Source organism: Ideonella sp. B508-1 (assembly GCF_000333615.1).
Taxonomy (GTDB): domain Bacteria; phylum Pseudomonadota; class Gammaproteobacteria; order Burkholderiales; family Burkholderiaceae_C; genus Ideonella.
Genome location: NZ_BADL01000520.1, coordinates 1 through 22,511 on the forward strand (window position 1 = coordinate 1; position 22,511 = coordinate 22,511).

General features: G+C 71.3%; 22 protein-coding genes and 1 pseudogene. 19 read left to right on the top strand and 4 right to left on the bottom strand.

The annotated features are described in order from the left end of the window. Positions 1-573, top strand: a 573-nt coding sequence (locus I73_RS20415) for a 3-deoxy-7-phosphoheptulonate synthase (protein WP_022982315.1), incomplete at its 5' end; no start/stop codon positions are given. Positions 574-594: 21 nt separating this feature from the next. Here the strand turns inward: I73_RS20415 and I73_RS29430 are convergent. From I73_RS29430 to I73_RS29435, 3 genes are all read right to left on the bottom strand, one after another. Further along, positions 595-2,703 carry a bifunctional diguanylate cyclase/phosphodiesterase gene (locus tag I73_RS29430; protein ID WP_022982316.1) on the bottom strand — a complete coding sequence of 703 codons (2,109 nt, stop codon included), beginning with the start codon at positions 2,701-2,703 and terminating at the stop codon, positions 595-597. 74 nt (positions 2,704-2,777) lie between these two features. Further along, a complete protein-coding gene (locus I73_RS20425; protein ID WP_022982317.1) occupies positions 2,778-3,053 on the bottom strand; it encodes a DUF3567 domain-containing protein in 276 nt (91 codons plus the stop codon). A 74-nt stretch (positions 3,054-3,127) separates the two neighbouring features. Beyond that, positions 3,128-4,216 carry a DUF3108 domain-containing protein gene (locus I73_RS29435; RefSeq protein ID WP_022982318.1) on the bottom strand — a complete coding sequence of 363 codons (1,089 nt, stop codon included), beginning with the start codon at positions 4,214-4,216 and terminating at the stop codon, positions 3,128-3,130. Positions 4,217-4,260: 44 nt separating this feature from the next. Here I73_RS29435 and I73_RS20435 point away from each other — a divergent pair, with 44 nt between their 5' ends. From I73_RS20435 to I73_RS20485, 11 genes are all read left to right on the top strand, one after another. Next, positions 4,261-5,241 (top strand): fumarylacetoacetate hydrolase family protein, encoded by a 981-nt coding sequence (locus I73_RS20435; protein WP_022982319.1) that lies wholly within the window; start codon positions 4,261-4,263, stop codon positions 5,239-5,241. Further along, positions 5,238-6,290, top strand: coding sequence for a TraB/GumN family protein (locus I73_RS29440; RefSeq protein WP_022982320.1), 1,053 nt, complete (start codon positions 5,238-5,240; stop codon positions 6,288-6,290). The genes I73_RS20435 and I73_RS29440 overlap by 4 nt, the downstream gene beginning before the upstream one ends. Beyond that, positions 6,287-7,021 carry a PhaM family polyhydroxyalkanoate granule multifunctional regulatory protein gene (locus I73_RS29445; RefSeq protein WP_022982321.1) on the top strand — a complete coding sequence of 245 codons (735 nt, stop codon included), beginning with the start codon at positions 6,287-6,289 and terminating at the stop codon, positions 7,019-7,021. The genes I73_RS29440 and I73_RS29445 overlap by 4 nt, the downstream gene beginning before the upstream one ends. Positions 7,022-7,052: 31 nt before the next feature. Continuing rightward, on the top strand, positions 7,053-8,252 hold the full coding sequence (locus tag I73_RS29450) for an FIST N-terminal domain-containing protein (RefSeq protein ID WP_022982322.1): 1,200 nt from the start codon (positions 7,053-7,055) through the stop codon (positions 8,250-8,252). Then, entirely contained in the window at positions 8,249-9,130 is an 882-nt protein-coding gene (locus I73_RS20455; RefSeq protein WP_022982323.1) for a LysR substrate-binding domain-containing protein, read from the top strand. The genes I73_RS29450 and I73_RS20455 overlap by 4 nt, the downstream gene beginning before the upstream one ends. 237 nt (positions 9,131-9,367) lie before the next feature. After that, positions 9,368-11,026, top strand: coding sequence for an L-lactate permease (locus tag I73_RS20460; protein ID WP_022982324.1), 1,659 nt, complete (start codon positions 9,368-9,370; stop codon positions 11,024-11,026). Between the two features lie 161 nt (positions 11,027-11,187). Next, positions 11,188-12,696, top strand: coding sequence for an FAD-linked oxidase C-terminal domain-containing protein (locus tag I73_RS20465; protein ID WP_026096997.1), 1,509 nt, complete (start codon positions 11,188-11,190; stop codon positions 12,694-12,696). Between the two features lie 14 nt (positions 12,697-12,710). Then, positions 12,711-13,823, top strand: coding sequence for a glycolate oxidase subunit GlcE (glcE, locus tag I73_RS20470; RefSeq protein WP_026096998.1), 1,113 nt, complete (start codon positions 12,711-12,713; stop codon positions 13,821-13,823). Positions 13,824-13,835: 12 nt separating this feature from the next. Continuing rightward, positions 13,836-14,510: a class I SAM-dependent methyltransferase gene (locus I73_RS20475; protein WP_022982327.1), complete on the top strand. Its 675-nt coding sequence runs from the start codon at positions 13,836-13,838 to the stop codon at positions 14,508-14,510. Positions 14,511-14,517: 7 nt separating this feature from the next. Then, entirely contained in the window at positions 14,518-15,807 is a 1,290-nt protein-coding gene (gene glcF, locus I73_RS20480; RefSeq protein WP_022982328.1) for a glycolate oxidase subunit GlcF, read from the top strand. A gap of 55 nt (positions 15,808-15,862) precedes the next feature. Beyond that, positions 15,863-16,483 (top strand): glutathione S-transferase family protein, encoded by a 621-nt coding sequence (locus tag I73_RS20485; protein WP_022982329.1) that lies wholly within the window; start codon positions 15,863-15,865, stop codon positions 16,481-16,483. A 27-nt stretch (positions 16,484-16,510) separates the two neighbouring features. Here the strand turns inward: I73_RS20485 and I73_RS29455 are convergent, their stop codons facing one another. Next, entirely contained in the window at positions 16,511-17,413 is a 903-nt protein-coding gene (locus I73_RS29455) for a hypothetical protein (RefSeq protein ID WP_022982330.1), read from the bottom strand. Between the two features lie 214 nt (positions 17,414-17,627). Here I73_RS29455 and queE point away from each other — a divergent pair, with 214 nt between their 5' ends. From queE to I73_RS29460, 7 genes and pseudogenes are all read left to right on the top strand, one after another. After that, the gene (queE, locus tag I73_RS20495; protein WP_022982331.1) at positions 17,628-18,269 is read left to right on the top strand and encodes a 7-carboxy-7-deazaguanine synthase; all 642 of its coding nucleotides are present in this window, start codon (positions 17,628-17,630) and stop codon (positions 18,267-18,269) included. Between the two features lie 40 nt (positions 18,270-18,309). Beyond that, positions 18,310-18,672, top strand: a complete 363-nt coding sequence (locus tag I73_RS20500; RefSeq protein WP_022982332.1) for a 6-carboxytetrahydropterin synthase — start codon at positions 18,310-18,312, stop codon at positions 18,670-18,672. 110 nt (positions 18,673-18,782) lie between these two features. Then, positions 18,783-19,418 carry a GspH/FimT family pseudopilin gene (locus I73_RS20505; protein WP_022982333.1) on the top strand — a complete coding sequence of 212 codons (636 nt, stop codon included), beginning with the start codon at positions 18,783-18,785 and terminating at the stop codon, positions 19,416-19,418. A gap of 25 nt (positions 19,419-19,443) precedes the next feature. Further along, complete coding sequence (pilV, locus tag I73_RS20510) at positions 19,444-19,929, top strand: type IV pilus modification protein PilV (RefSeq protein WP_083876948.1); 486 nt, start codon at positions 19,444-19,446, stop codon at positions 19,927-19,929. Between the two features lie 29 nt (positions 19,930-19,958). After that, entirely contained in the window at positions 19,959-20,984 is a 1,026-nt protein-coding gene (locus I73_RS20515; RefSeq protein WP_040501200.1) for a PilW family protein, read from the top strand. Then, positions 20,984-21,514 carry a PilX N-terminal domain-containing pilus assembly protein gene (locus I73_RS20520; protein ID WP_022982336.1) on the top strand — a complete coding sequence of 177 codons (531 nt, stop codon included), beginning with the start codon at positions 20,984-20,986 and terminating at the stop codon, positions 21,512-21,514. The genes I73_RS20515 and I73_RS20520 overlap by 1 nt, the downstream gene beginning before the upstream one ends. 22 nt (positions 21,515-21,536) lie before the next feature. After that, positions 21,537-22,511 (top strand): annotated as a pseudogene (locus I73_RS29460) (fimbrial assembly protein); the annotation flags it as partial.

Sequence of the window (22,511 nt, forward strand, 5' to 3'; positions counted from 1 at the left end):
CAGCCGGTCCCGGGGACCTCTAGAGTCCACCGGCAACTGGCCTCGGGCCTGTCCTGCCCGGTCGGCTTCAAGAACGGCACCGATGGCGGCGTGAAGGTGGCGGCCGATGCGGTGGTGGCCGCGGCCGCGCCGCATGCCTTCATGGGCATGACCAAGATGGGCCAGGCCGCGATCTTCGAGACCCGCGGCAACACCGACTGCCATGTCATCCTGCGCGGCGGCAAAAAGCCCAACTACAGCGCCGAGGACGTGGAAGCGGCCTGCGCCGCACTGCGCAAGTCGGGCCTGCGCGAGCAGGTGATGATCGACTTCTCGCATGCCAATTCCGAGAAGCAGCACCGTCGCCAGATCGACGTGGCCGCCAACGTGGCCGGCCAGATCGAGGCGGGCGAGCAGCGCATCACCGGCGTGATGATCGAGAGCCACCTGGAAGAAGGCCGGCAGGATCTGGCACCTGGCCAGGCCCTGAAGCCCGGCGTGTCCATCACCGACGCCTGCCTGGGCTGGACCGACACCGAGCCGCTGCTGCGCCAACTGGCCCGCGCGGTGGCCGCCCGCCGCGCCCGCACCTGAGTCCGCGCTTCGCGGCAGGTCTCAGTCGTCCTGCTGCGCCGGGTCGGTGTCCATGAACAAGGAGGGGCGGAAGCCCCCGGCCACGGCCGGCGTCTCGCCTTCCATGGCCCAGAGGGTGAGCCTCTCGGCCGGCATGGGTCGCGCGAACAGAAAGCCCTGCAGCTCGTCGCAGTCCAGCGCCTGCAGCGTGTCGCGCTGGCGCTCGGTCTCCACCCCCTCGGCCACCACCCGCAGGTTCAGGGCATGGGCCATCTGCACGATGGCGGTGACGACCGAGCGGGCGTCGGCGCTGTTCTGGATGTCGGTGAACAGGCTGCGGTCGACCTTCAGCTGCTTGACCGGCAACTTGCGCAGCAGCGCGAAGTTGCAGTAGCCGATGCCGAAGTCGTCGATCGACAGGCCCACGCCCAGGCTGGCCAGGCCGGAGAAGCTGCGCACCGCCGCATCGTCCATCAGCACCGATTCGATGATCTCGATGGTCAGCTGCGAGGGCTCGATGGCGTGGTCACCCATGGCCTGCGCCAGCCGCGGCAGCAGGCTGTCCTGGCGCAGTTGGTAGGCCGACATGTTGATGGCCACCCGCATGCGCAGCCCCTGGGCGCGCCAGGCCGCCAGTTGGCGGCAGGCCTCCTCGATCACCCAATCGCCCAATTGCCCGATCAGGCCGAAGCGCTCGGCCACCGGGATGAAGATGCCGGGCATGACCAGGCCACGCTGGGGGTGGTGCCAGCGCACCAGGGCCTCCACGCCCGTGATCAGGCCGGAGCGCGCGTCCATCTTGGGCTGGTAGTACAGCACCAGTTCGTCGCGCGCCAAGGCCTCGCGCAGCTCGGTCTGCAGGGCGAGTTCCTCGCGGCTGTCGTGCTCCATGCGCGGCTCGAAGACCGCGAAGGTGGAGCCGCCCTGTCGCTTGGCGGCGTACATGGCGGCATCGGCGCAGGCCAGCAGCCGCTGCGGCGGGCCGAACTCGGGCGAGTGGACCAGGCCGATCGAACAGGAGAGCTTCACCTCCACCGTGTGCCGCAGGGTGAGGCTGCGGCTCAGGCTGTGCAGGATGCGCTGGGCCAGCGCGGAGGGCGTGCCTTCGGGGTCGGCCGTCCGACGGCGGCAGAGCACCAGGAACTCGTCGCCGCCCACCCGGGCCACGAGGTTGCCGGGGCCGGCCTCGGCGCGCAGACGCCGCGCCATTTCCTTGAGCACCAGGTCGCCGATGGGATGGCCGAACGAGTCGTTGATGGCCTTGAAGCCGTCCAGGTCCACCATCATCACGGCCAGCGGCGTGGCCTTGCCGTCCTGGGCGCGGCTCAGGGCTTGGAGGCGGTGGTCGAAGTAGGCCCGGTTGGGCAGCCCGGTCAGGGGGTCCTTCAAGGCCTGTTCGCGCAGCCGCCGCTGGGCTTCGCCCAGGGACAGCGACAGCCTCTGATCGCGCTGGCGCGTCAGCAGATCCACCAGACCGACGATCACGCCGGCCACCAGGGTCAGGGTGGCGCCGGCGCCGATCCAGGGCAGCGCGGCCACGGGCAGGCCCTCGGCACCGATCCCGGAAGGCGCGGCCGGCGGTGTGAGGGCCACGGCCAGCCCCAGGCCCAGCCCCGGCAGCAGCGGGCTGATGCCCTGGCGCCAGTGCCAGCGGCCGGGCGTGTGCAGGTGGTGGTTCAGCCAGGCGATGGCCCCCAGCAGGGTCGGCGCCGTCAGCAGCGCCTGCCAGGCCAGCTGCAAGGGGGCGGGCTGTCCTCCCAGGCCCCGTTCCAGGCTGGCACGGCAGAGCACCCAGCACAGTGCCAGCAACAGGGCCTGGGCGATGTGGCGTGGCCAGGGGGGATCGATGGCGCGGCCCGCACCCAGCACCAGGGCCGTGCCCAGGGTGGACAGGCCCCAGGCGGTGCACGCCCAAGCAGGGGACAGCGCACCGGCCTCACCCAGGCGGGTGGCATCTGCCCAGAGCAGCCACAGGCCCAGGTTGCCCTGTCCGACGGCCAGCGAACTGCCCAGCAGCCAGCCGGCGGCCATGCGGGGGTCCCGCGCGCGGGACCTGGGCAGGGCCGGGCCCAGCACCGCAAAGCAGAGCGCGCCCAGGGCCGCGCTCAGGCCGGCGGCCTGCCAGGGCAAGGGCATGACGAAAGCGGACATGGTCTTCCGGATATCGGTCGACCGCTCGCCTCATTGAGGCCCTCAGCGTCCCGCCCCGCGAGGGGCCGCCGGGTTCAGTGCAGCACCACGGGCTGCTGCGCCAGTCCGGCGTAGCCCGCGATGAAGGCGTCGACGGCGTCTTCATCGGCGTCGCCCTGGCTCAGGGCCAGGGCCTGCTGGCGGAAGCTGCGGGCCAGCTCGCCGTTCAGGAAGATGCCCTTGCCGGACATCTTGTCCACGATCTCGTAGCCGCCCTGCGTGGGGATGGCGGCCGCATCGGCCTGGACGGGGCCCTCGGGCCACTCGATTTCCAGCACCGAGAAGCTGTCGGAGTTGTAAAGCATGTGCATGGCCGTCTCCTGGGAGTTCCCGCGCAGGTGGGTCCGAGCGGGCCAAATTCAAGGGGGCGGGCCGGGGCGGCGGCTCAGGGGGCCGCCGGGGTGCCCGGCTCGACCGGCGGCAGGCCGTCGCTCAGGCGCAGTTCCAGGGGCTCGTTCTGGGGCGGGGTGGTGAAGCGCAGGCGCAGGGGCACCAGGCCGTGGTCGCGGGCCAGCCAAACCTCCACCCGGCTGTCGTAGGGCCCCAGCGGCTCGCGCACCAGCCGCCAGGCGCGCAAGGGGGCGCCCGCGGCGTCGCTCAGGGTCTCTTCGGCCTCCAGGGCAAAGCGCCAGAACTGGTCCTCGCCGCGGGTGGTGAAGACCGGCAGGCTCAGGGTGCTGCGGCCGGGTGTCCAGTGCGCCTGCACCGCCGCCGCCAGCATGGGCAGCTGCAGCAGCCAGCTGGCCCGGTCCTGGGCGCCAGGGGGCAGGGGCAGGGTGGTGGACGGCCCGGAGAAGCTCACCAGGCCCTTGTCGCGCTGGAAGTTGACGGCCGCCTGGTCACGCCCCTGGCGCTGCTCGACCATGCGGTCGGGCATCAGTCCGGCCGGGCCCACATGGCCCTGGCTCTGCCAGGCCAGGGGCTCGCGGCCGGCCAGCTCGATGCGCCAGGTCAGGCGGTACTGCTGGTCGTTCAGGGGCTGCCAGTCCAGCTGCGCCCGCCCGCTGGCCGACCCTTTCACGGCCGTGTAGTCCACCAGCCAGGTGGCCGGGCTCACCAGGGGCTGCAGCGCATGGGCCTCGTCGTCGGCCGAGGGGGGCGGGCCGGCTTCGCTCGGGCGGTCCAGATCGGCCTCCTGCCGGGGGCGGTCCGGCGGCGGCGGCACCGTCTCCTCCGGCATGGGAGCCGGTTCGGGCCTTGGCGCTGGGGCGGGTTCGGGGGGCGGCGGCACTTGCGGCGCCGGTGGAGGAGGGGGCGCGACGGGGCGGGGCGGTGGCGTGGGGGATGGCGCAGGCAGCGCGACCTGGCTCAGGGTCACCACGGGCAGGGCCCGGCTCGGGGCCGGGGCCTGACGCGCCTGGAAGATCTGCCAGGCCGGCCCCAGCACCCAGCCATGCAGGGCCAGCACCAGCGCGGTCAGCGCGGCCAGCGCCAGTCGGCGGCGGCGCAGTGCGGGGGTGGGGCGGGGCGGCATGGGGCGGTTTTGGACACAATGGCTGACCGCATTGTCGCCACACCATGAAACTCGCCACCTATCAGGACGGCTCCCGCGACGGCCAGTTGGTCGTCGTCTCCCGGGACCTGCGCACCGCCCATTTCGCCAGCGGCATCGCCACCCGCCTGCAGCAGGTGCTCGACGACTGGGGCTTTCTCTCGCCCCAGCTGGAGGACCTGTCGCGCCAGCTCAACCAGGGCCGGGCCCGCCATGCTTTCGCCTTCGACCCGGCCCAGTGTCTGGCGCCCCTGCCGCGCAGCGGCCAGTGGGTGCGGTCCCGGGCCTACCGGGCCCAACTGGCCCAGGTCTGGCCCGAGCGCGACACCCCGCCCGACCAGGCCCTGGGCCTGCCCTGGATGGAGCCGGGCAGCAGCGACGGTTTCACCGGCCCACAGGCCGAGCTGGCGCTGGCCGCCATCGACGACGAGGTCGACTTCGGCGCCCAGTGGGCGGTGATCGCCGGCGATGTGCCGCGCGGCGCCAGCCCGGCCCAGGCGCTGGAGGGCGTGCGCCTGCTGGCCCTGGCCAACGACTGGACCCTGCGCGGCCCGGAGGCCCAGGAGCGCCTGCTCGGTGGCGGGCGGGTGCTGTCCTGCCCGGCCACCGCCTTCAGCCCGGTGGCCCTCACGCCCGACGAGCTGGGCGAGGACTGGCAGGCCGGCGTGTTGCACGGCGCGCTGCAGGTTCAGCTCAACGGCAAGGCCCTGGGGCCCTGCCAGACCCAGGAGGGGCTGCTTTGGCACATGGGCCAGCTGCTGGCCCATCTGGCCCGCCACCGCCCGGTGCGGGCCGGCACCGTGGTGGGCAGCGGCCCCGTGGCCGACGGCCTGGGCCGCGGCGCGGCCTGCCTGGCCGACTTGCGGCTGCAGGTGGCCGCCAGTTCGACCATCGACCCGCCCGGCTGGCTGCAATACGGCGACACGGTGCGCATCGAGATGAAGGGCCGCGATGGCCAGCCGCTGTTCGGCGCCATCGAGCAGGCCGTGGTGGAGGTGGCCGGATGAGCCGCCTGTCGATGTGGGGCGCCCGGCTGTGCGGCCTGGGGCTGGCGCTGCTGGCCGTCTTGGGCGGGACACCCGCCCGGGCCGACTGTCCCCCGGCAGCGGTGCCGCCCGATGCCCAGGCCATCCAGCAGGGCATGGCCCGGGCGCAGAACCACGGCTTCCTCTGGACCCTGGACCGCCAGGGCCACCGGTCCTGGCTCTACGGCACCCTGCATGCCGCCCAGCAGGCCTGGATGTATCCCGGGCCTCAGCTGATGCGGGCCCTGGGCCAGACCCGCCGCCTGGTGGTGGAGCTGGACATGTCCGATCCGGCCACGCTGAGCGATCTGCAGCGGCTGGCCCGCCAGACGCCCGATCATGCCCTGCCGCCGACCCTGGAGGCGCGGCTGCAGCAGCAGGAGGACGCGGCCTGCCTGGGGCGCGCGTTGAAGGACTGGCGCCCCGAGATGCGGGTGACCACGCTGAGCGTGATGTCGCTGCGCGACGAGGGCCTGGACCCGGCCTGGGGGGTGGACGCGCTGCTGATCGGCATGGCCAAGGGCCTGCAGATCCCGGTCACGCCGCTGGAGACGCCGGCCCAGCAGATGGCGGCCTTGCTGCAGCCCCGGCGCTCGGCCACGGAGGCGCTGGTGCGGGACACGCTCGACGAGATGGACCGCGGCGACGACCGCCGCACCCTGCGACGGCTGGCCCAGGCCTGGGCCGATGGGCGGTTGGACGAGCTCGAGACCTATCCCCAGTGGTGCGATTGCCTGAAATCGCCGCAGGAGAAGGCCATGATGCGGCGCCTGTTGAACGACCGCAACGGCCCGATGGCCGACAAGATCGCGCGTCTGCACAAGGGCGAGGGGGGCCTGTTCGTGGCCGTGGGCAGCCTGCACATGGTGGGGCCTCAGGGCCTGCCGGCGCTGCTGGCGGCACGCGGCTTCACCGTGACGCGGGTGACCTGGCCGAGCCCGGCACCGGCGGCTGTTCCGGCCGCCGCTTCGGGCGCAGAATCGGCCTCGTCCGCCGCTTCGTCCGGCGCTGCGCAGGAGCTTGTTCCGTGAGCGAGAGTTCTCCCTTTCCCGCCCTGATGCCGGGTTTCGATTTTCTGCAGGGGCTGGTGCGCCAGGCCGGCACGGCGCTGCCCGGCATGAACGCCTGGATCACCCCCACGCTGGACCCCGAAGAGCTGGACAAGCGCATCAGCGAGCTGCGCACCGTCCAGTTCTGGCTGGAGCAGAACGCCCGCCTGCTGGGCACGACCATCCAGGGCCTGGAGGTGCAGCGCATGACGCTGAACACCCTGCGCAGCATGAACGTCTCGATGGGCGATCTGCGCGAGGCCATGGCCATCCGTCCGGCACCGTCCGCCGCGGCCGAGCCGGCGCCGGAGCCCGCCCCCGAACCGGCCCCGGCCCCCGCGCCGTCGGCCACGGCCGAGGCGGCCCCGGTCGGCCCCGAGGGCGAGGCCGCCCCCGGCATGGTGGACCCGATGCAATGGTGGGGCGCCCTGACCCAGCAGTTCGGCCAGATCGCCGCCCAGGCCCTCAAGGACGCGCCGGCCACCGTGCAGGCCATGGCACAGGCCTCCCAGGCGGCGGCGACGCCGCCTGCGGCGCGGCCGGCCCCCGCGGCGCGCAAGACGGCGACGGCCCCGTCCGGGCCGCGTCCGGCGTCAGCGGCCCCCCGCCCGCCTGCGGCCAAGTCCGCCGCCAAGCCGGGCATGGCAGCCAAGGCGGCCAAGGCGGGCAAGGTGCCCGCGCGGTCCGCGGCCAAGAAGTCGGCGCCCCGCTGAGACCCACGCTCACGCCCCGGATGCCGCCGCCATGACCGATGCCCACCTGAGCGCTGCCCTGATGGGGCACGCCACCCACCCCGACGCCCACATGGCGCTGGCCCTGGCGGCCGCGCAGCTGGAGGCCCAGCGGGCCCAGCGGCCCGGCTTTGCGGCGCGGCTGGGCCTGCTCTACCTGACCGAGGCCTATGCCGGTCAGGCCGAGGCCTTGCTGGACGAGGTCCGGCAGCGCTGGCCCGGCCTGCAGGTGGCCGGCACGGTGGGCGTGGGCATCGCGGCCACGGGGGTGGAGTACTGGGACGAGCCGGCGCTGGCCCTGCTGCTGCTGGACCTGCCGGCCGAGCAGTTCCGCATCTTCAGCGGGCGCCATCCCCTGGAGGGCGAGGCGCCCTGGACCGCGCTGGTCCATGCCGACCCGGCCACGCCGGACCTCGCCGAACTGGTGGGCGAGATGGCGGCGCGCACCGGCAGCGGCCAGCTCTTCGGCGGCGTGGCCAGCGCCCGCAACCGGGCGGTGCAGCTGGCCAACGGCGTCTTCGCCGGGGGGCTCTCGGGCGTGGCCTTCGGGCCAGAGGCGAGCCTGGTCTCGCGCATGACCCAGGGCTGCCAGCCCATCGGGCCCACCCGCACCGTCACCGCGGTCGAGCGCAACCTGGTGCTCACGCTGGACGAGCAGCCGGCCCTGCTGTTCCTGCTCAAGGACCTGGGCATGCGGCTGAGCGAGCCCGACCCGCTGCTGCAGCGCCTGCGCAGCGTGCTGGCCGGCCTGACCGATGCCGGTGATGCCGACCGCGCGCGCGGCGGCCAGTTCGGCGTGGACACCCGGGTGCGCCACCTGGTGGGCCTGGACCCGACACGCCAGGCCGTGGCGATCGCCGACTGGGTCGAGCCCGGCCAGCAACTGGCCTTCTGCCAGCGCGACGTGGAGATGGCGCGGCGCGACCTGGTGCGCGTCTGCGCCGAGATCCGCGACGAGCTGGCCGGCGACGAGGAGGCCGGCGTGCCCGCGCGGCGGCCGGTGGGGGCGCTCTACATCAGCTGCACCGGCCGCGGCGGCGGGCATTTCGGCGGGCCCTCGGCCGAGCTGCAGATCGTGCGCCACGCGCTGGGCGATGTGCCTCTGGTGGGCTTCTTCGCGGCGGGTGAGATCGCCGGCCGCCACCTGGTCGGCTACACCGGCGTGCTGACCGTGTTCGCCGCGCCTGAAGCCCCGGAGGATGCCGCAGGGTGACCCCGCCGCGCATCCCGCCCATCCAGTGCCTGCAGGCCTTCGAGGCGCTGGCCCGCCTGCGCAGCGTCACCGCCGCGGGCGAGGCGCTGGCCGTCACCCCCAGCGCGGTCAGCCACCGCATCCGCCAGCTGGAGAGCCAGCTCGGCATCAAGCTCTTCGCGCGGGACTTCAGCCTGACCTCCGAGGGCGCGGCCTACCTGGGGCCGGTGCGTGAGGGCCTGCGCGCGCTGCAGCAGGTGCCCGGCCACCTGCCGGCCAGCCCCAGCCGCGTGCGCCTGCGCCTGGCGGTCACGCCCACCTTCTCGCGCCAGATCCTGCTGCCCCGGCTGGCCCTGTTCCGCCACGCCTACCCGGACATCGAGCTGATCCTGCAGGTGGCCATTCCGCTGGCCGACGTGAAGGCCGAGGAATCCGACCTGGAGGTGCGCTACGGCACCGGCCCCTACCCGGACGTGGAGCATGTGCGCATCCTCAGCGACGAGGTCACGCCGGTCTGCAGCGCCGAGTACCTCAACGAGTTCGGCCCCTTCGACGGCTTCGACACCGTCGAGAAGGTGGAGCGGGCCCGCCTGATCCGCAGCCCGCTGGACCCCTGGAGCACCTGGTTCCAGGCCCACGGCATCGCCCTGCCGGAGCCCCGGGTGGGCGCCCAGTTCAACGACGTCGGCCTGGTGCTGGACGCCGCGGCGGCCGGCTTCGGCGTGGCGCTGATGCGCATGAAGCTGGGCCTGTCCTGGATCGACTCCGGGCGCCTGGTGCGGCTGTCGCCGCGCACCGTGCCCTCGCCCTTTCACCACCACCTGTGCTGGAAGCCCGGCACGATGGAGCGCTGGGAATGCGCGGCCTTCGCCGACTGGATCAAGACCGCGCTGAGCTGATCTGAGTGGCGGCCTGAGGCGCCGCGGCGCCCCTGTCTGACGGCGGGCTGACGCGCGGCTTGCGGGTTAACCCGCGTTTTGAAGAACTCTCACGCCCGGGCCCAGCAAGTTTCAACCGGCGCCCCCCGGTGCCTCCCTACAGTCCGTGCCGATTCGCGGCCCCGGGTGTGCCAGCCATGCCCGGGGCCGTCGTGTGTTTTCAGGCACCACAACGCAGTCGCGAGGAGGCAAACCACCATGGCCTGGCAGCAGATTTACGACCCATTCGGCAACATGTTCATCTCCACCGCCCTGGCCGCCGTGCCGGTGGTGGTGATGCTGGTGGCCCTGGGCTTCTTCCACATCAAGGCCCACATCGCCGCGGGCATGGGCCTGGCGGCGGCCTTCTGCGTGGCCGTCTTCGGCTACGGCATGCCCGCCGGCCTGGCCGGCAATGCCGCGGTCTTCGGCGGCCTGACCGGCCTGCTGCCGATCGGCTGGATCGTGCTGAACATCATCTTCCTGCAGCAGCTGGCCGAGCAGAACGGCAGCTTCAAGGTGCTGCAGGACTCGCTCTCCGGCATCACCGAGGACCGGCGGCTGCAGCTGCTGCTGATCGCCTTCTGCTTCGGCGCCTTCTTCGAGGGCGCGGCGGGCTTCGGCACGCCGGTGGCGGTGACGGCCGGCATCCTGATCGGCCTGGGCTTCTCGCCGCTGGCCGCCTCGGGCCTGTCGCTGATCGCGAACACCGCGCCGGTGGCCTTCGGGGCCCTGGGCACGCCGGTCATCACGCTGGCCAAGGTGCACGGCTACGACGTGATGGCGGTCACCGGCATGATCGGTCGCCAGCTGCCCTTCTTCTCGCTGATGGTGCCCTTCTGGCTGATCTGGGCCTTTGCTGGCCGCAAGGCGATGATGGAGATCTGGCCCGCCATCCTGGTGACCGGCCTGGCCTTCGCCATCCCGCAGTACCTGGTGTCCAACTTCATCGGCCCCGAGCTGGTGGACATCATCGCGGCCCTGGTGTCGATGGTCTCGCTGGTCGGCTTCCTGAAGGTCTGGCAGCCCAAGAAGGTCTGGACCTCGCCTTCGCTGAAGGGCCACGAGCAGGACGGCGGCGACCTGCCGCGCCCCAAGACCATGGTGGCCTACAGCGGCAAGGAGCTGCTGCGTGCCTGGACCCCCTGGCTGATCCTGACCGTCTTCGTCTTCGTCTGGGGCCTGCCGGTGGTCAAGGACTACCTGAACACCCTGTTCCTGGCCAAGTTCCCGATCGCCGGCCTGAACAACCTGGTCGAGAAGGTGCCGCCGGTCGTCACCAGCCCGCACAAGGAAGCCGCGGTCTATGTGCTGAACCTGCTGTCCACCACCGGCACCGGCATCCTGCTGTCGGCCATCGTGGGCGCCTTCGTCATGGGCTACGGGCCGGTGGCCATCGTCAAGACCTTCCTGCGCACGGTCTGGCTGGTGCGCATGTCGCTGCTGACCATCGTGCTGATGCTGGCCCTGGGCACGCTGACCCGCTTCTCGGGCACCGACACCACCCTGGGCCTGGCCTTCGCCAACACCGGCGTGCTCTACCCCTTCTTCGGCACCCTGATGGGCTGGCTGGGCGTGGCGATGACCGGCTCGGACACCGCGTCCAACGTGCTGTTCGGCGGCATGCAGAAGGTGGCGGCCGAGCAGTTGGGTCTGAACCCCAACCTGATGGGCGCGGCCAACAGCTCCGGCGGCGTGATGGGCAAGATGATCGACGCCCAGTCCATCGTCGTGGCCTCCACCGCCACCCGCTGGTTCCACCACGAAGGCGACATCCTGCGCTACGTCTTCTTCCACTCGGTGGCCCTGGCCTGCCTGGTGGGCGTGCTGGTGACGCTGCAGGCCTACGTGCCGCCGTTCACCCTGCTGGTCCACTGACGACCGGTGCGCCGGCGGCGGGATGGCCCCGCTGCCGGTCACATCTGTTTTGACCATGGGGCCGCGTTCCCACCCAGGGCAGCGCGGCCCCCTGGCGTTAAAGTCCTGAAGGCTGCCCGAGCCGCCGTCCGGTGGCTGCCGTGGCCCGCAGGCCCCACACCATGACCACCCTGACCGACGCTCCCTCCACCCCGACCGACCCCACCCGCCGCGCCGCACGCCAGGCCGAGGTGGTGGCCGCGCTGGGGGCGGTGCTGCCCGCCCACGCCCTGCTGTGGCAGAACGAGGACACCGTGCCCTACGAGTGCGATGGCCTGACCGCCTACCGCCAGCGCCCGCTGGCCGTGGCCTTGCCGGAGACGGGCGAGCAGGTGGCCGCCGTGCTGCGGGTCTGCCACGGCCTGGGCGTGCCGGTGGTGGCCCGCGGCGCGGGCACCGGCCTGTCCGGCGGCGCCATGCCGAGCGCCGAGGGCGTCACGCTGGCGCTGGCCAAGTTCAACCGCATCCTGCAGATCGACAAGGCCAGCCGCACCGCGGTGGTCCAGTGCGGGGTGCGCAACCTGGCCATCTCCGATGCCGTCGCCCCGCTGGGCCTGTACTACGCGCCGGACCCGTCCAGCCAGATCGCCTGCACCATCGGCGGCAACGTGGCCGAGAACTCCGGTGGCGTGCACTGTCTGAAGTACGGCCTGACCGTGCACAACGTGCTCAAGGTGCGGGGCTACACCGTCGAGGGCGACCCGGTCGAGTTTGGCGGCGACGCCTACGACGCCCCCGGCCTGGACCTGCTGTCGGTGCTGGTGGGCAGCGAGGGCATGCTGGCCGTGGTCACCGAGGTGACGGTCAAGCTCACGCCCAAGCCCCAGGTGGCGCGCTGCATCATGGCCAGCTTCCCCGACGTGCACCGGGCCTGCGGCGCGGTGGCCGCCATCATCGCCGCGGGCATCATCCCGGCTGGCCTGGAGATGATGGACCAGCCCATGACCGCCGCGGTCGAGGCCTTCGTCCATGCCGGCTACGACCTGGACGCCGCCGCCATCCTGCTGTGCGAGAGCGACGGCACGCCCGAGGAGGTGGAGGAGGAGATCGGCCGCATGAAGGCGGTGCTGGCCAGCGCCGGCGCCACCCGCATGGAGGTCAGCCAGGACGAGGCCCAGCGCCTGAAGTTCTGGAGCGGGCGCAAGAACGCCTTCCCGGCCTCGGGGCGCATCAGCCCCGACTACATGTGCATGGATTCGACCATCCCGCGTCACCGGCTGGCCGACATCCTGCTGGCCATCCAGGCCATGGAGAAGAAGTACCAGCTGCGCTGCTGCAACGTCTTCCACGCGGGTGACGGCAACCTGCACCCGCTGATCCTCTTCGATGCCAACGACCCGGACCAGCTGCACCGCTGTGAGCTCTTCGGCGCCGAGATCCTGGAGACCAGCGTCGCCATGGGCGGCACGGTGACGGGCGAGCACGGCGTGGGCGTGGAAAAGCTCAACTCCATGTGCGTGCAGTTCAGCCCCGAGGAGCGGGCCCAGATGTTCGCCCTCAAGGCGGCCTTCGATCCGGCCGGTGGACTCAACCCCGGCAAGGTGCTGCCCTCGCTGCACCGCTGTGCCGAATACGGCCGCATGCATGTGAAGAAGGGCCTGCTGCCCTTCCCTGAACTGGAGCGCTTCTGACCGTGGCCGATCCCGTGACCCAAGACCCCACGCTGGCCGCCCTGGTCGAACAGGTGCGCGAGGCGGCCGAGCGCCGCCAGCCCCTGTGCATCCGCGGCAGCGGCAGCAAGGATTTCTATGGCGGCCCGCTGATCGGTGAACCGCTGTCGCTGAGCGAGCTGCGCGGCATCTCGTCCTACCAGCCCACCGAGCTGGTGGTGACCGCACGCGCCGGCACCCCGCTGGCCGAGCTGGAGGCTGCGCTGGCCGAGAAGGGCCAGTGGCTGCCCTTCGAGCCACCGCGCTTCGAGCACACGCCCGGGGGCGGCCCAGGTGGCGGCACCGTGGGTGGCATGGTGGCCGCCGGCCTGGCCGGCCCGGCCCGCGCCGCGCTGGGCGGCGTGCGCGACTACGTGCTGGGCGCCACGCTGCTCAACGGCCAGGCCGAGCTGCTGAGCTTCGGCGGCCAGGTCATGAAGAACGTGGCCGGCTACGACGTCTCGCGCATGCTGGCCGGCTCCATGGGCGTGCTGGGCGTGATCTGCGAGGTCTCGCTCAAGGTGCTGCCGGTGCCGCCGGCCACCGCCACGCTGCGCTTCGACCTGGACCAGGTCAACGCCCTCAAGCGGGTGAACGACTGGGCCGGCCAGCCCCTGCCGCTGCAGGCCAGCGCCTGGTGGGACGGGGCCCTGGTGCTGCGCCTGGGTGGGGCGGCCGCGGCGGTCGAATCCGCCAGCCGCAAGCTCGGCGGCGAGCCCATCGAGCCGGCCCTGGCCGCGCGCTTCTGGGCCGACCTGCGCGACCAGCGCGACGAATTCTTCAGCACGGCCCGTGAGGCGGTGGCCGAGGGCGCGGTGCTCTGGCGTCTGTCGGTGGCCCCCACCGCGCCCAAGATCGCCCTGGCCGGCGACACCCTGATCGAGTGGGGCGGCGGCTGCCGCTGGCTGATCAGCCGCGACAGCGCCGAGACCGTGCGCGCCGCCGCCCAGGATGCCCGCGGCCACGCCACCGCCTGGTGGGGCGGCGAGCGCAGCAGCGAGGTCTTCAGCCCGCTGTCGCCCGCGCTGCTGCGCATCCACCACCGGCTCAAGCAGGCTTTCGACCCGGCCGGCATCTTCAACCGCCAACGCCTGCACCCGGCGTTCTGAAAGTCACGCCCGATGTCCACCTCCGCGCCCGAGACCGACCTTGTGCAGTACTACGCCCTGCGGGCGCATGAGTACGAGGCGGTCTATGCCAAACCCGAGCGCCAGGTCGACATCGCGCAGATCCAGGCCTGGCTGCCTGGGGCCTTCGAGGGCCGCGACGGCGTCGAGGTGGCCTGCGGCACCGGCTTCTGGACCCCGTTCGCGGCGCGGCGCGCCAGCCGCTGGCTGGCCACCGATCTCAACGAGGAGACCCTGGTGCTGGCCCGCCGCAAGCCGGTGGATGGCGAGCGGGTGCATTTCGAGCGCCGCGATGCCTATGCGCCCTGGGCGGCGCCCACCTTTGACGCCGCGTTCGCCGGTTTCTGGTGGTCCCACGTGCCCTTGGACCGCCTGGGCGACTGGCTGGCCGCCCTGCACAGCGGCCTGCGCCCGGGTGCCCGGGTGGTGTTGATGGACAACCGCTATGTCGAGGGCAGCAACCACCCCATCCACCGGCGCGACGCCCAGGGCAACACCTACCAGTTGCGCCGCCTGGCCGACGGCAGCCAGCACGAGGTGCTGAAGAACTTTCCCACCCAGGCCGAGGCGCTCGCCGTCCTGGGGCCGCAGGCCAGCGCGGTCCAGTGGACCGAGACCACCTACTACTGGCTGCTTTGCTACACCTGGGCCCCCGAGGCCCGGGGCTGATTCCTCCATGCAAACCCATCTCGCCCCTGAATTCGCCGGAACGCCGGCCGGTGAGGCTGCCGAGGCCATCCTGCGCCAGTGCGTGCACTGCGGCTTCTGCACCGCCACCTGTCCCACCTACCAGCTGCTGGGCGACGAGCTCGACGGTCCGCGCGGTCGCATCTACCTGATGAAGCAGGTGCTGGAGGGCGCACCGGTGACGGCCGCCACCCAGGCTCACCTGGACCGCTGCCTGACCTGCCGCAACTGCGAGAGCACCTGCCCCAGCGGTGTGCAGTACGGTCGCCTGGTCGAGATTGGTCGCCAGGTGGTGGACGAGCGGGTGCAGCGCTCGGCCGGCCAGCGCGCCGTGCGCTGGCTGCTGCGCGAAGGGCTGACGTCCCCGGCCTTCGCGCCGGCCATTGCCGTGGGCCGCGCGCTGCGCCCGCTGCTGCCGGCCAAGCTGCAGGCCAAGGTCACCCCGGCGCCGGGCCAGGACGCCCACCGCTGGCCCACCCGCAGCCACCCGCGCAAGGTGCTGATGCTGATGGGCTGCGTGCAGCCCACGCTGATGCCCAACATCAACTCCGCCACCGCCCGGGTGCTGGACGCCGCGGGCATCCAGACCGTGGTGGCCGACGACGCCGGCTGCTGCGGCGCCATCCGCGACCACCTGGGCGACCACACCGGCGCCCTGGCCGACATGCGGCGCAACATCGACGCCTGGTGGCCGATGGTCGAGGGCCTGACCGAGGCCGGTCAGGTCGAGGCCATCGTGATGAACGCCAGCGGCTGCGGCCTGTCGGTGAAGGAATACGGCCTGGCCCTGGCGGCCGACCCGGCCTACGCCGACAAGGCCCGCCGCATCAGTGCCCTGACCAAGGATGTGAGCGAGCTGCTGCCCGACCTGGTGCCCCTGCTGCAGCCGCTGCTGGCCCGCGCCCGCGCGCGCCGCAACGAGCCGGCCGACGCGCCGCCGGTGCCGCTGGCCTACCACCCGCCCTGCACGCTGCAGCACGGGCAGAAGCTGCGCGGCGGTGTGGAGACCCACCTGGCCGCGCTGGGCTTCGATGTGCGCACCGCGCCGGTGGACAGCCACCTGTGCTGCGGCTCGGCTGGCACCTACTCCGTGCTGCAGCCCGAACTGTCCACCGCGCTGCGCGACCGCAAGCTCAAGGCCCTGGCCCCGGTGCAGGCCCAGACCGTGGTGTCGGCCAACATCGGCTGCATCCAGCACCTGGCCTCGGCCAGCGAGCGCCCGGTGCGGCACTGGATCGAGGTGCTGGACGAGGCGCTGGACGAACGTCCCCGGGTCTGACAGGAACTGGCGGTCGCCTACACTCGGTGGCCCTTTCACGCACAGGACCCTGGCCATGCAACTCATCGGCATGCTGGACTCGCCCTACGTGCGCCGCGTCGCGGTGTCACTGCAGCTCTTGGGCATCCCTTTCGAGCACCGCTCCATCTCGGTCTTCCGCCAGAAGGCGGAATTCGAGGCCATCAACCCGCTGGTCAAGGCGCCCACCCTGGTGGCCGACGACGGCACCGTGCTGATGGACTCCAGCCTCATCCTGGACCACCTGTCGCTGGTCACTGGCGCGCCGCTGGCCCGACCGCTGATGCCGACCGACCCGGTGGCTGCGCGCCAGTGCCTGCGGGTGCTGGGCCTGGCCCTGGCGGCCTGCGAGAAGACGGTGCAGATCGTCTACGAGATGCAGCTGCGCCCGCCCGAGCACCGGCACGGCCCCTGGCTGGACCGGGTCAGCGAACAGGCCCAGCGCGCCTTCGCGCTGCTGGAGGCCGAGATGACGGCCCGGCCGCTGGCCATGGGCCCAGCCCACATCCAGCAGGACGGCATCACGGCGGCGGTGGCCTGGAGCTTTGCCAACCTGGTGCTGCCGGGCCGCTTCGATGCGCTCGCCCACCCGGCGCTGTCGGCCCACACGGCCGAGGCCGAGGGGCTGGCGGCCTTCCGCGCCTGCCCGCAAACCTGACGGAGCGGTGGCGGCGGGCCCGTGGGGTCACAGCCGGACTTCCTGCAGCTGGGCCTCCATCCAGGGGCCCATGGCCGCGCCCAGCTTGGCGTAGCCGGCCGGGGTGAGGTGGATCTCGTTGACCCAGTCGCCCGAGGGGCCGGTGCTGCCCGGCTGGGCCGGGTTCAGCGGCACCGCCGCACTGTCGAACACCCGCACCTGGGGCAGGGTGGGGCCGGTGTCCAGCCAGAGCCGGCGCAGGCGGCCGAACAGCAGGTCGGACACGGCCTGTCGCTCGCCCACCGGGATGTCGAAGGCTTCGAAGGCCGGCCACAGCCAGCCCTGCGGGGCCGTGGCCACGCCGGCCGGGCGCACCACCGGTGCGCTGTAGGTGTGCAGCATCAGCGGCACGCCGCGGTTCATGCCCTCGTCGCGCCGCTCCACCAGCTCGATCAGGTTGGCCACCAGGTAGCCGGCCAGCCGCTGCCAGCCGGCTTCGCTGATCCAGCGCGCCGCGCCGGTCTCGCCCGGGTGCTGCAGCGGGGCCTCCTCGGGCGTCAGCAGCAGGCGTTCGTCCCAGGCGGCAGGCTGGCCGTCGCGGTGGCGGGGGCGCTGCTGGGCGGCGTCGATCAGGTCGTTGCCGCCGGCCGAGAGCAGGATGCCCTCCCAGCGGCTGGCGAAGCTGGGGTGGCGCAGCAGCCGGTCGAACCAGGGGTCGTTCACATGGTCCACCATGTGGGCCAGGGTGTCGCCCGGGTAGGCGCAGCTGATGATGGCCGTGGAGCGGGTGACCCGCAGGCTCAGCAGCAGGTTGCTGCTGCGGGCCGGGTTGAGGGTGCCGATGGTGAACCAGGAGTCGCCTTCGGCCAGCAGGCGGCGGCCGTATTCGCCCAGCGTGGGTGGGTTGGCGCCGGTCAGGGCTGCGGCGGGGATGAGCGTCAGGGTGTCCATGGGAGGTCCTGCAGGCAAGAGGCCATCTGCGGTGCCCATGATGCGCCGGGGCGGGGCGGCTGACGTCACCCGGAGAAAGGACGCCTCGCCCCGGGGCAGCAAGCCGCAGCGAACGGGGATGCACCCGAAGGCGGTGTCGACATGGCGGACAATCCGAGGTCGTTCGACTTTCTGCCCCGGGCCTCGCCTGTCTTGCGAGCCACCCGGTTCCGCCATGACCTACAGCGTCAAGGAAATCTTCTACACCCTGCAGGGTGAGGGCGCCAATGCCGGGCGCCCGGCGGTGTTCTGCCGCTTTGCCGGCTGCAACCTCTGGAGCGGCCGCGAGGAGGACCGCGCCAGCGCGGTCTGCCAGTTCTGCGACACCGACTTTGTCGGCACCGACGGCACGCTGGGCGGCAAGTACGCCACGGCCGAGGCGCTGGCCGGACAGATCGCGGCGCAGTGGCCGGCCGCGGCCCCGGGGCCGAACCGCCGGCTGGTGGTGCTCACCGGCGGCGAGCCGCTGCTGCAGGTGGATGCGGCGTTGATCGACGCCCTGCACGCGCAGGGTTTCGAGATCGCGGTGGAGACCAACGGTACCGTGCTGCCGCCGCCCGGGCTGGACTGGGTCTGCGTCAGCCCCAAGGCCGGCAGCACCCTGCTGCTCCGCCAGGGGCAGGAGCTCAAGGTCGTGGTGCCCCAACCGGGCCTGGACCTGGATCAACTGGCCGAGCTGCCGTTCGCGCACCATTTTCTGCAGGCCATGGACGGCCCGCTGGCGCGCGAAAACACCGCCTGGGCCACGGCGCACTGCCTGGCCGATCCGCGCTGGCGCCTGTCGGTGCAGACCCACAAGGTGCTGGGCATCCGCTGATCGCCCGCCGTCCCTCCATCCAGAAGAACGCAGAACCCCCATGCAGTACGAACTGAGCCAGACCTTTTACTTCGAAGCCGCCCACACCCTGCGCCGCACGGTGGACGTGGAACCCAGCCTGCGCATCCACGGCCACACCTACATCGCCGAGATCACCCTGGCCGGCGCGCCCGACGACAACGGCATGGTGGTGGACCTGGCCTACCTGCGCCGCAACATCGAGACGCTGCGCCGCGAACTGGACCACCGCTTCCTCGACGAGGTCGCGGGCCTGGGCCCGGCCACGCTGGAGAACCTGTGCGCCTACATCTGGCGTGCGATGGAACTGGTCTACGCCGGCAAACTGAGCTGCGTGGAGGTGCGCCGCGAGGCCAGCGGCGACCGCTGCCGCCTGCGCCGCTGAGCCCTGCCGGGGCGGCGCGGCAGCGCGGGGGGAGCGGCAGGCGCAGGCCGTTTGTCGCTGGATTCCCGCCGTTTGTCCAATTGCACCGCTGGGCAAAGTGATGTTGCGCTATGTTTCCCGATGTGAAGACCTCCGCGCACCATCCTCCCCTGTCCCGGCTCCGCCCGCGCCACGCCCGTGAAGCGGGGGTGACGCTGATCGAGTTGATGGTTTCGCTGGTGGTGCTGACGATCCTGCTGTTGATCGTCGCGCCCAGCTTCGTGTCGCTCATGGCGACGAACAAGGTGCGGACCACGGCCAGCGACCTGGAGACGGCGCTGGCGGAGGCCCGCTCGCAGGCCATCCGGCTGGGCAAGCGGGTGACGGTCTGCAAGAGCAGTGACGGCAGCGACTGCACCACCTCCGGCGACTGGTCCCAGGGCTGGATCACCTTTGTGGACACCACCCGGTCGGGGAGCTCGGCCGCGGTGGATTCGGGGGAAACCGTGCTGACCCATGGGCAGGCCGTCCATGGTGGGCTGGTCGTGGTCGGAGGGGGCGGCGTGACCCAGTTCGTCTCCTACGCCCCCGACGGGCAGGCCAAGCTGATGAACGGAGACATCCAGACGGGGACCCTGCGCATCTGCAGCACCTCGACGGCGCTGGATGACGACCATCGCGCCCGCGACCTCGCGCTCACTGGCACCGGGCGGATCAGCGTGACGCAGACCACCGGCGTGGCAAGCAGTTGCGACGCCCCGGATTGACGCCCTTCAGCTTTCCAGAGGTTCCATGCGAATTTCTTCCCTCCGCAGGTCCCAGGGTGGCGCCACCATCCTGGAGGTTCTTGTGTCCGTGCTGGTGCTGAGCCTGGGCATCTTCGGCATGGTGGGCCTGCAGTTGCGTGCCCTCAAGGGCAACAACAGCAGCTTCCAGCGCACCCAGGCGGTGATGATGAGCTACTACATCGTCGATGCGATGAAGGTGGACGTCGCCAATGCCAAGGCGCTGAGCTACAACACCGGCGAAGGCAGCCTGGATTCCGAGGACGAGATCCCGGCCCTGTGCAGCGAGGATGCGGTGGACGCTTCCGGTCTGGTGGGGGCCAACCAGACGGCCTGGATCCAGGGCATCAAGGCCGCGCTGGGGCCGGATGCCAGCAGTTGCGGGGCCGTGTACTGCACGGCCGAAGGCGAGTGCCGTGTCCAGATTCGCTGGGACGACACCAAGGCCGGCGGTCTGGGCAAGCAGATCGTGCAGACGGTGACCCGGCTATGAGCGCGCGGCAATCCCTGGCGAGTGCTCGCATGCGGGGTTTCACCCTGGTCGAGCTGATGGTGGGCATGGCCCTGGGCCTGGTGGTCGTGGGCATCGTGGTCAACATCCTGATGTCCAATCTGCAGACCTACCGCGTCAACGAAGACATGGGACGCCTGCAGGAGTCGGCCCGGACGTCGTTCGAACTCCTGGCGCGGGATGTCCGGGAAGCCGGGCAGAACAGCTGTGGTGCCCGCCCGCAGGCCAATGTGATCCGCAGCGGCGGCGCCATTCCCGTGTGGGCCGACATGGCCGGTGGCAGCGTGAAAGGCTACGAGGGCGATCAGGATGCGACCGACCTGGTGGCCACCGGCACCTCGACCGGCCAGCGCGTCACCGGGACCGACGCGCTGCTGGTGATCCGTGCCGCGCCGTCGGATGTGATCGTCACTGCGCACAACCCGACCGGGACGGTCTTCACCGTGTCGTCGGCGACCGGCTTTGCGGCGGGGGATCCCGTGGTGGTCTGCGATGCCTCCTCGGCCGCCGTGTTCCAGGTGGGCACCGTGAACACCGGTGCCAAGACCCTGAACTACAACGCCACCGATGCGCCGATGAACTGCAGCACCGGGTTGGACTACCCTGGCTACCCCATCCCGGCGGCCTGCACGAGCTTCGCGAACAAGACCTTCACCGCGGGCGGGTTCATGGCCAAGCTGGCCTCCGCGCTCTGGTACGTCGGCATCAACGCCAATGGCGGACGCTCCCTCTACCGGACCCAGCTCAGCAACACGGGCGGTGTCATCAGCGTCGCTGCCGAGGAGATCGTGCCGGACGTGCAGGACCTGCAGGTGAAGTACCTGACGGCCAATGTGTCCGGCGCCACGCCGGTGCTGGCCTCCGACTGGGTGGACGCCGATTCCGTGACCGACTGGAGCCCGAGCGCCACGAACGTGGTGGTGGCGGCGCGCCTGGACCTCACCCTGCATTCCCCCAACAAGGTGGGCACCGATGCCGCCGCCCTGGAGCGGCACCTCATCTCGGTGGTCAGCCTGCGCAACCGGGAGACCCGCTGATGAGAACCTTCCGCAGCCAGCAGCGCGGGGTGTCCCTGATCGTGACCCTGGTGCTTCTCGTGTTCATCACCATCCTGGGGCTGTCGGCCATCCGCACGGTGACCCAGGAGGAGCGCATGTCCACGCAGACCTACGATCGCAGCCTGGCCTTCCAGGCGACCGAGGCCACCCTGCGTCAGGCCGAGCAATGGGTGGAGGCCGCCAAGCCGATGCCGAGCTCCGGTTGCACCAGCTACACCGTGCCCAGCGCGACAGCGCAAGTCATGGTGTGCAGCCCGCCGACGGCCTCTGCAACGCCGCGCTGGGAGGACAGCACCTTCGCCTCCTGGACCGACGCGCCGACCGTGGGCACCGGCGACGTGGCCATCACACCCTCCTACTTCGTGGAATACCTGGGGTCGAGTTTTCCGTGCCGCCCCGGGAATGCCTCCGACCCGATGAGCTGCAAGCGCTACCGGGTCACTGCGCGCGTGGTGGGGGGGGACACCCGCGCCAGCATCATGCTGCAGTCGGTCTACGCCACCGATTGAGACCCCTCTTCGGGAGCAGAACATGTCCATCCTCCGATCCGGTCGACAGATGACCCTCCGTCTACTCGCCTGCGGCGCAGCGCTTTTCGGGCTGATGCAGACCGGGCACGCCGTGGTGATCCCCAACACGCCGCTGGGCGTCCAGACCTCCGTGCCACCGATGCTGATGCTGGTGGCGGGGCGGGACCACCGCTTCTTCTACGAGGCCTACAACGACGCCAGCGATCTGGACGGAGACGGTGCGCTGGACATCCACTTCAAGCCCAGCTTCACCTACTACGGGCTGTTCGATTCGACGCTGTGCTACACCCACAGCGGCAGCAACACCAACGCCGACCTGTTCTCTCCGGCAGGCACGGTGAACAGCGCTGGCAAGTGCCCGGGCAAGTGGTCAGGAAACTGGTTGAACTGGGCGACGACGGCCCGGATGGATGCGGTGCGCAAGGTGCTGTACGGTGGTTACCGGGACGTGGACACCGATACCTCGACGGTGCTGCGCCGGGCCTATATTCCCCAGGACGCGCACTCCTGGGCCAAGGAGTACACGAGCGTGGCCGTTGACGGCTACAGCATTGCCGACTACACGCCTTTTTCCCTGCCGGCGGATGGCAAGCGGCACTTTTTCGGCAATCTGACCCGGAACATGAGCACGAATTGCTCCACGCTGAGCGACTGCAGTGGTCTGCCGCCGGTGATTTCCGTGGTCTTGAATTCGAGCAACCGCGTCTGGGTCTGGGCCTCTTCGGAGCGTCCGGTGCTGAGGCTCGACAAGAACTTCTACGGCGCAGCGAATGCGCCGAAGGATTACACGGTGCGCGTTGCGGTATGCACCGACACCTACCACGGCACGGGTTGCAAGCAGTACCTCAATGGGCATTACAAACCCTTTGGCATCCTGCACGAGTACGGCGAGAACGACGCCATCCTCTTCGGCCTGATCACCGGCAGCTACGACAAGAACATGTCGGGTGGGCGCCTGCGCAAGGTGGTGTCCTCG

What these genes read in the sequence shown, in the direction of transcription:
- I73_RS20435 (WP_022982319.1), top strand. Translation starts at nt 4,261, where the DNA reads ATGAAACTCGCCACCTATCAGGACGGCTCCCGCGACGGCCAGTTGGTC.
- I73_RS20425 (WP_022982317.1), bottom strand. Translation starts at nt 3,053, where the DNA reads ATGCACATGCTTTACAACTCCGACAGCTTCTCGGTGCTGGAAATCGAG.
- I73_RS29450 (WP_022982322.1), top strand. Translation starts at nt 7,053, where the DNA reads ATGACCGATGCCCACCTGAGCGCTGCCCTGATGGGGCACGCCACCCAC.
- I73_RS29440 (WP_022982320.1), top strand. Translation starts at nt 5,238, where the DNA reads ATGAGCCGCCTGTCGATGTGGGGCGCCCGGCTGTGCGGCCTGGGGCTG.
- pilV (WP_083876948.1), top strand. Translation starts at nt 19,444, where the DNA reads ATGCGAATTTCTTCCCTCCGCAGGTCCCAGGGTGGCGCCACCATCCTG.
- I73_RS29455 (WP_022982330.1), bottom strand. Translation starts at nt 17,413, where the DNA reads ATGGACACCCTGACGCTCATCCCCGCCGCAGCCCTGACCGGCGCCAAC.
- I73_RS20475 (WP_022982327.1), top strand. Translation starts at nt 13,836, where the DNA reads ATGTCCACCTCCGCGCCCGAGACCGACCTTGTGCAGTACTACGCCCTG.
- queE (WP_022982331.1), top strand. Translation starts at nt 17,628, where the DNA reads ATGACCTACAGCGTCAAGGAAATCTTCTACACCCTGCAGGGTGAGGGC.
- I73_RS20460 (WP_022982324.1), top strand. Translation starts at nt 9,368, where the DNA reads ATGGCCTGGCAGCAGATTTACGACCCATTCGGCAACATGTTCATCTCC.
- I73_RS20505 (WP_022982333.1), top strand. Translation starts at nt 18,783, where the DNA reads ATGTTTCCCGATGTGAAGACCTCCGCGCACCATCCTCCCCTGTCCCGG.
- I73_RS20485 (WP_022982329.1), top strand. Translation starts at nt 15,863, where the DNA reads ATGCAACTCATCGGCATGCTGGACTCGCCCTACGTGCGCCGCGTCGCG.
- glcF (WP_022982328.1), top strand. Translation starts at nt 14,518, where the DNA reads ATGCAAACCCATCTCGCCCCTGAATTCGCCGGAACGCCGGCCGGTGAG.
- I73_RS20500 (WP_022982332.1), top strand. Translation starts at nt 18,310, where the DNA reads ATGCAGTACGAACTGAGCCAGACCTTTTACTTCGAAGCCGCCCACACC.
- I73_RS20515 (WP_040501200.1), top strand. Translation starts at nt 19,959, where the DNA reads ATGCGGGGTTTCACCCTGGTCGAGCTGATGGTGGGCATGGCCCTGGGC.
- I73_RS20465 (WP_026096997.1), top strand. Translation starts at nt 11,188, where the DNA reads ATGACCACCCTGACCGACGCTCCCTCCACCCCGACCGACCCCACCCGC.
- I73_RS29435 (WP_022982318.1), bottom strand. Translation starts at nt 4,216, where the DNA reads ATGCCGCCCCGCCCCACCCCCGCACTGCGCCGCCGCCGACTGGCGCTG.
- I73_RS20520 (WP_022982336.1), top strand. Translation starts at nt 20,984, where the DNA reads ATGAGAACCTTCCGCAGCCAGCAGCGCGGGGTGTCCCTGATCGTGACC.
- I73_RS29430 (WP_022982316.1), bottom strand. Translation starts at nt 2,703, where the DNA reads ATGTCCGCTTTCGTCATGCCCTTGCCCTGGCAGGCCGCCGGCCTGAGC.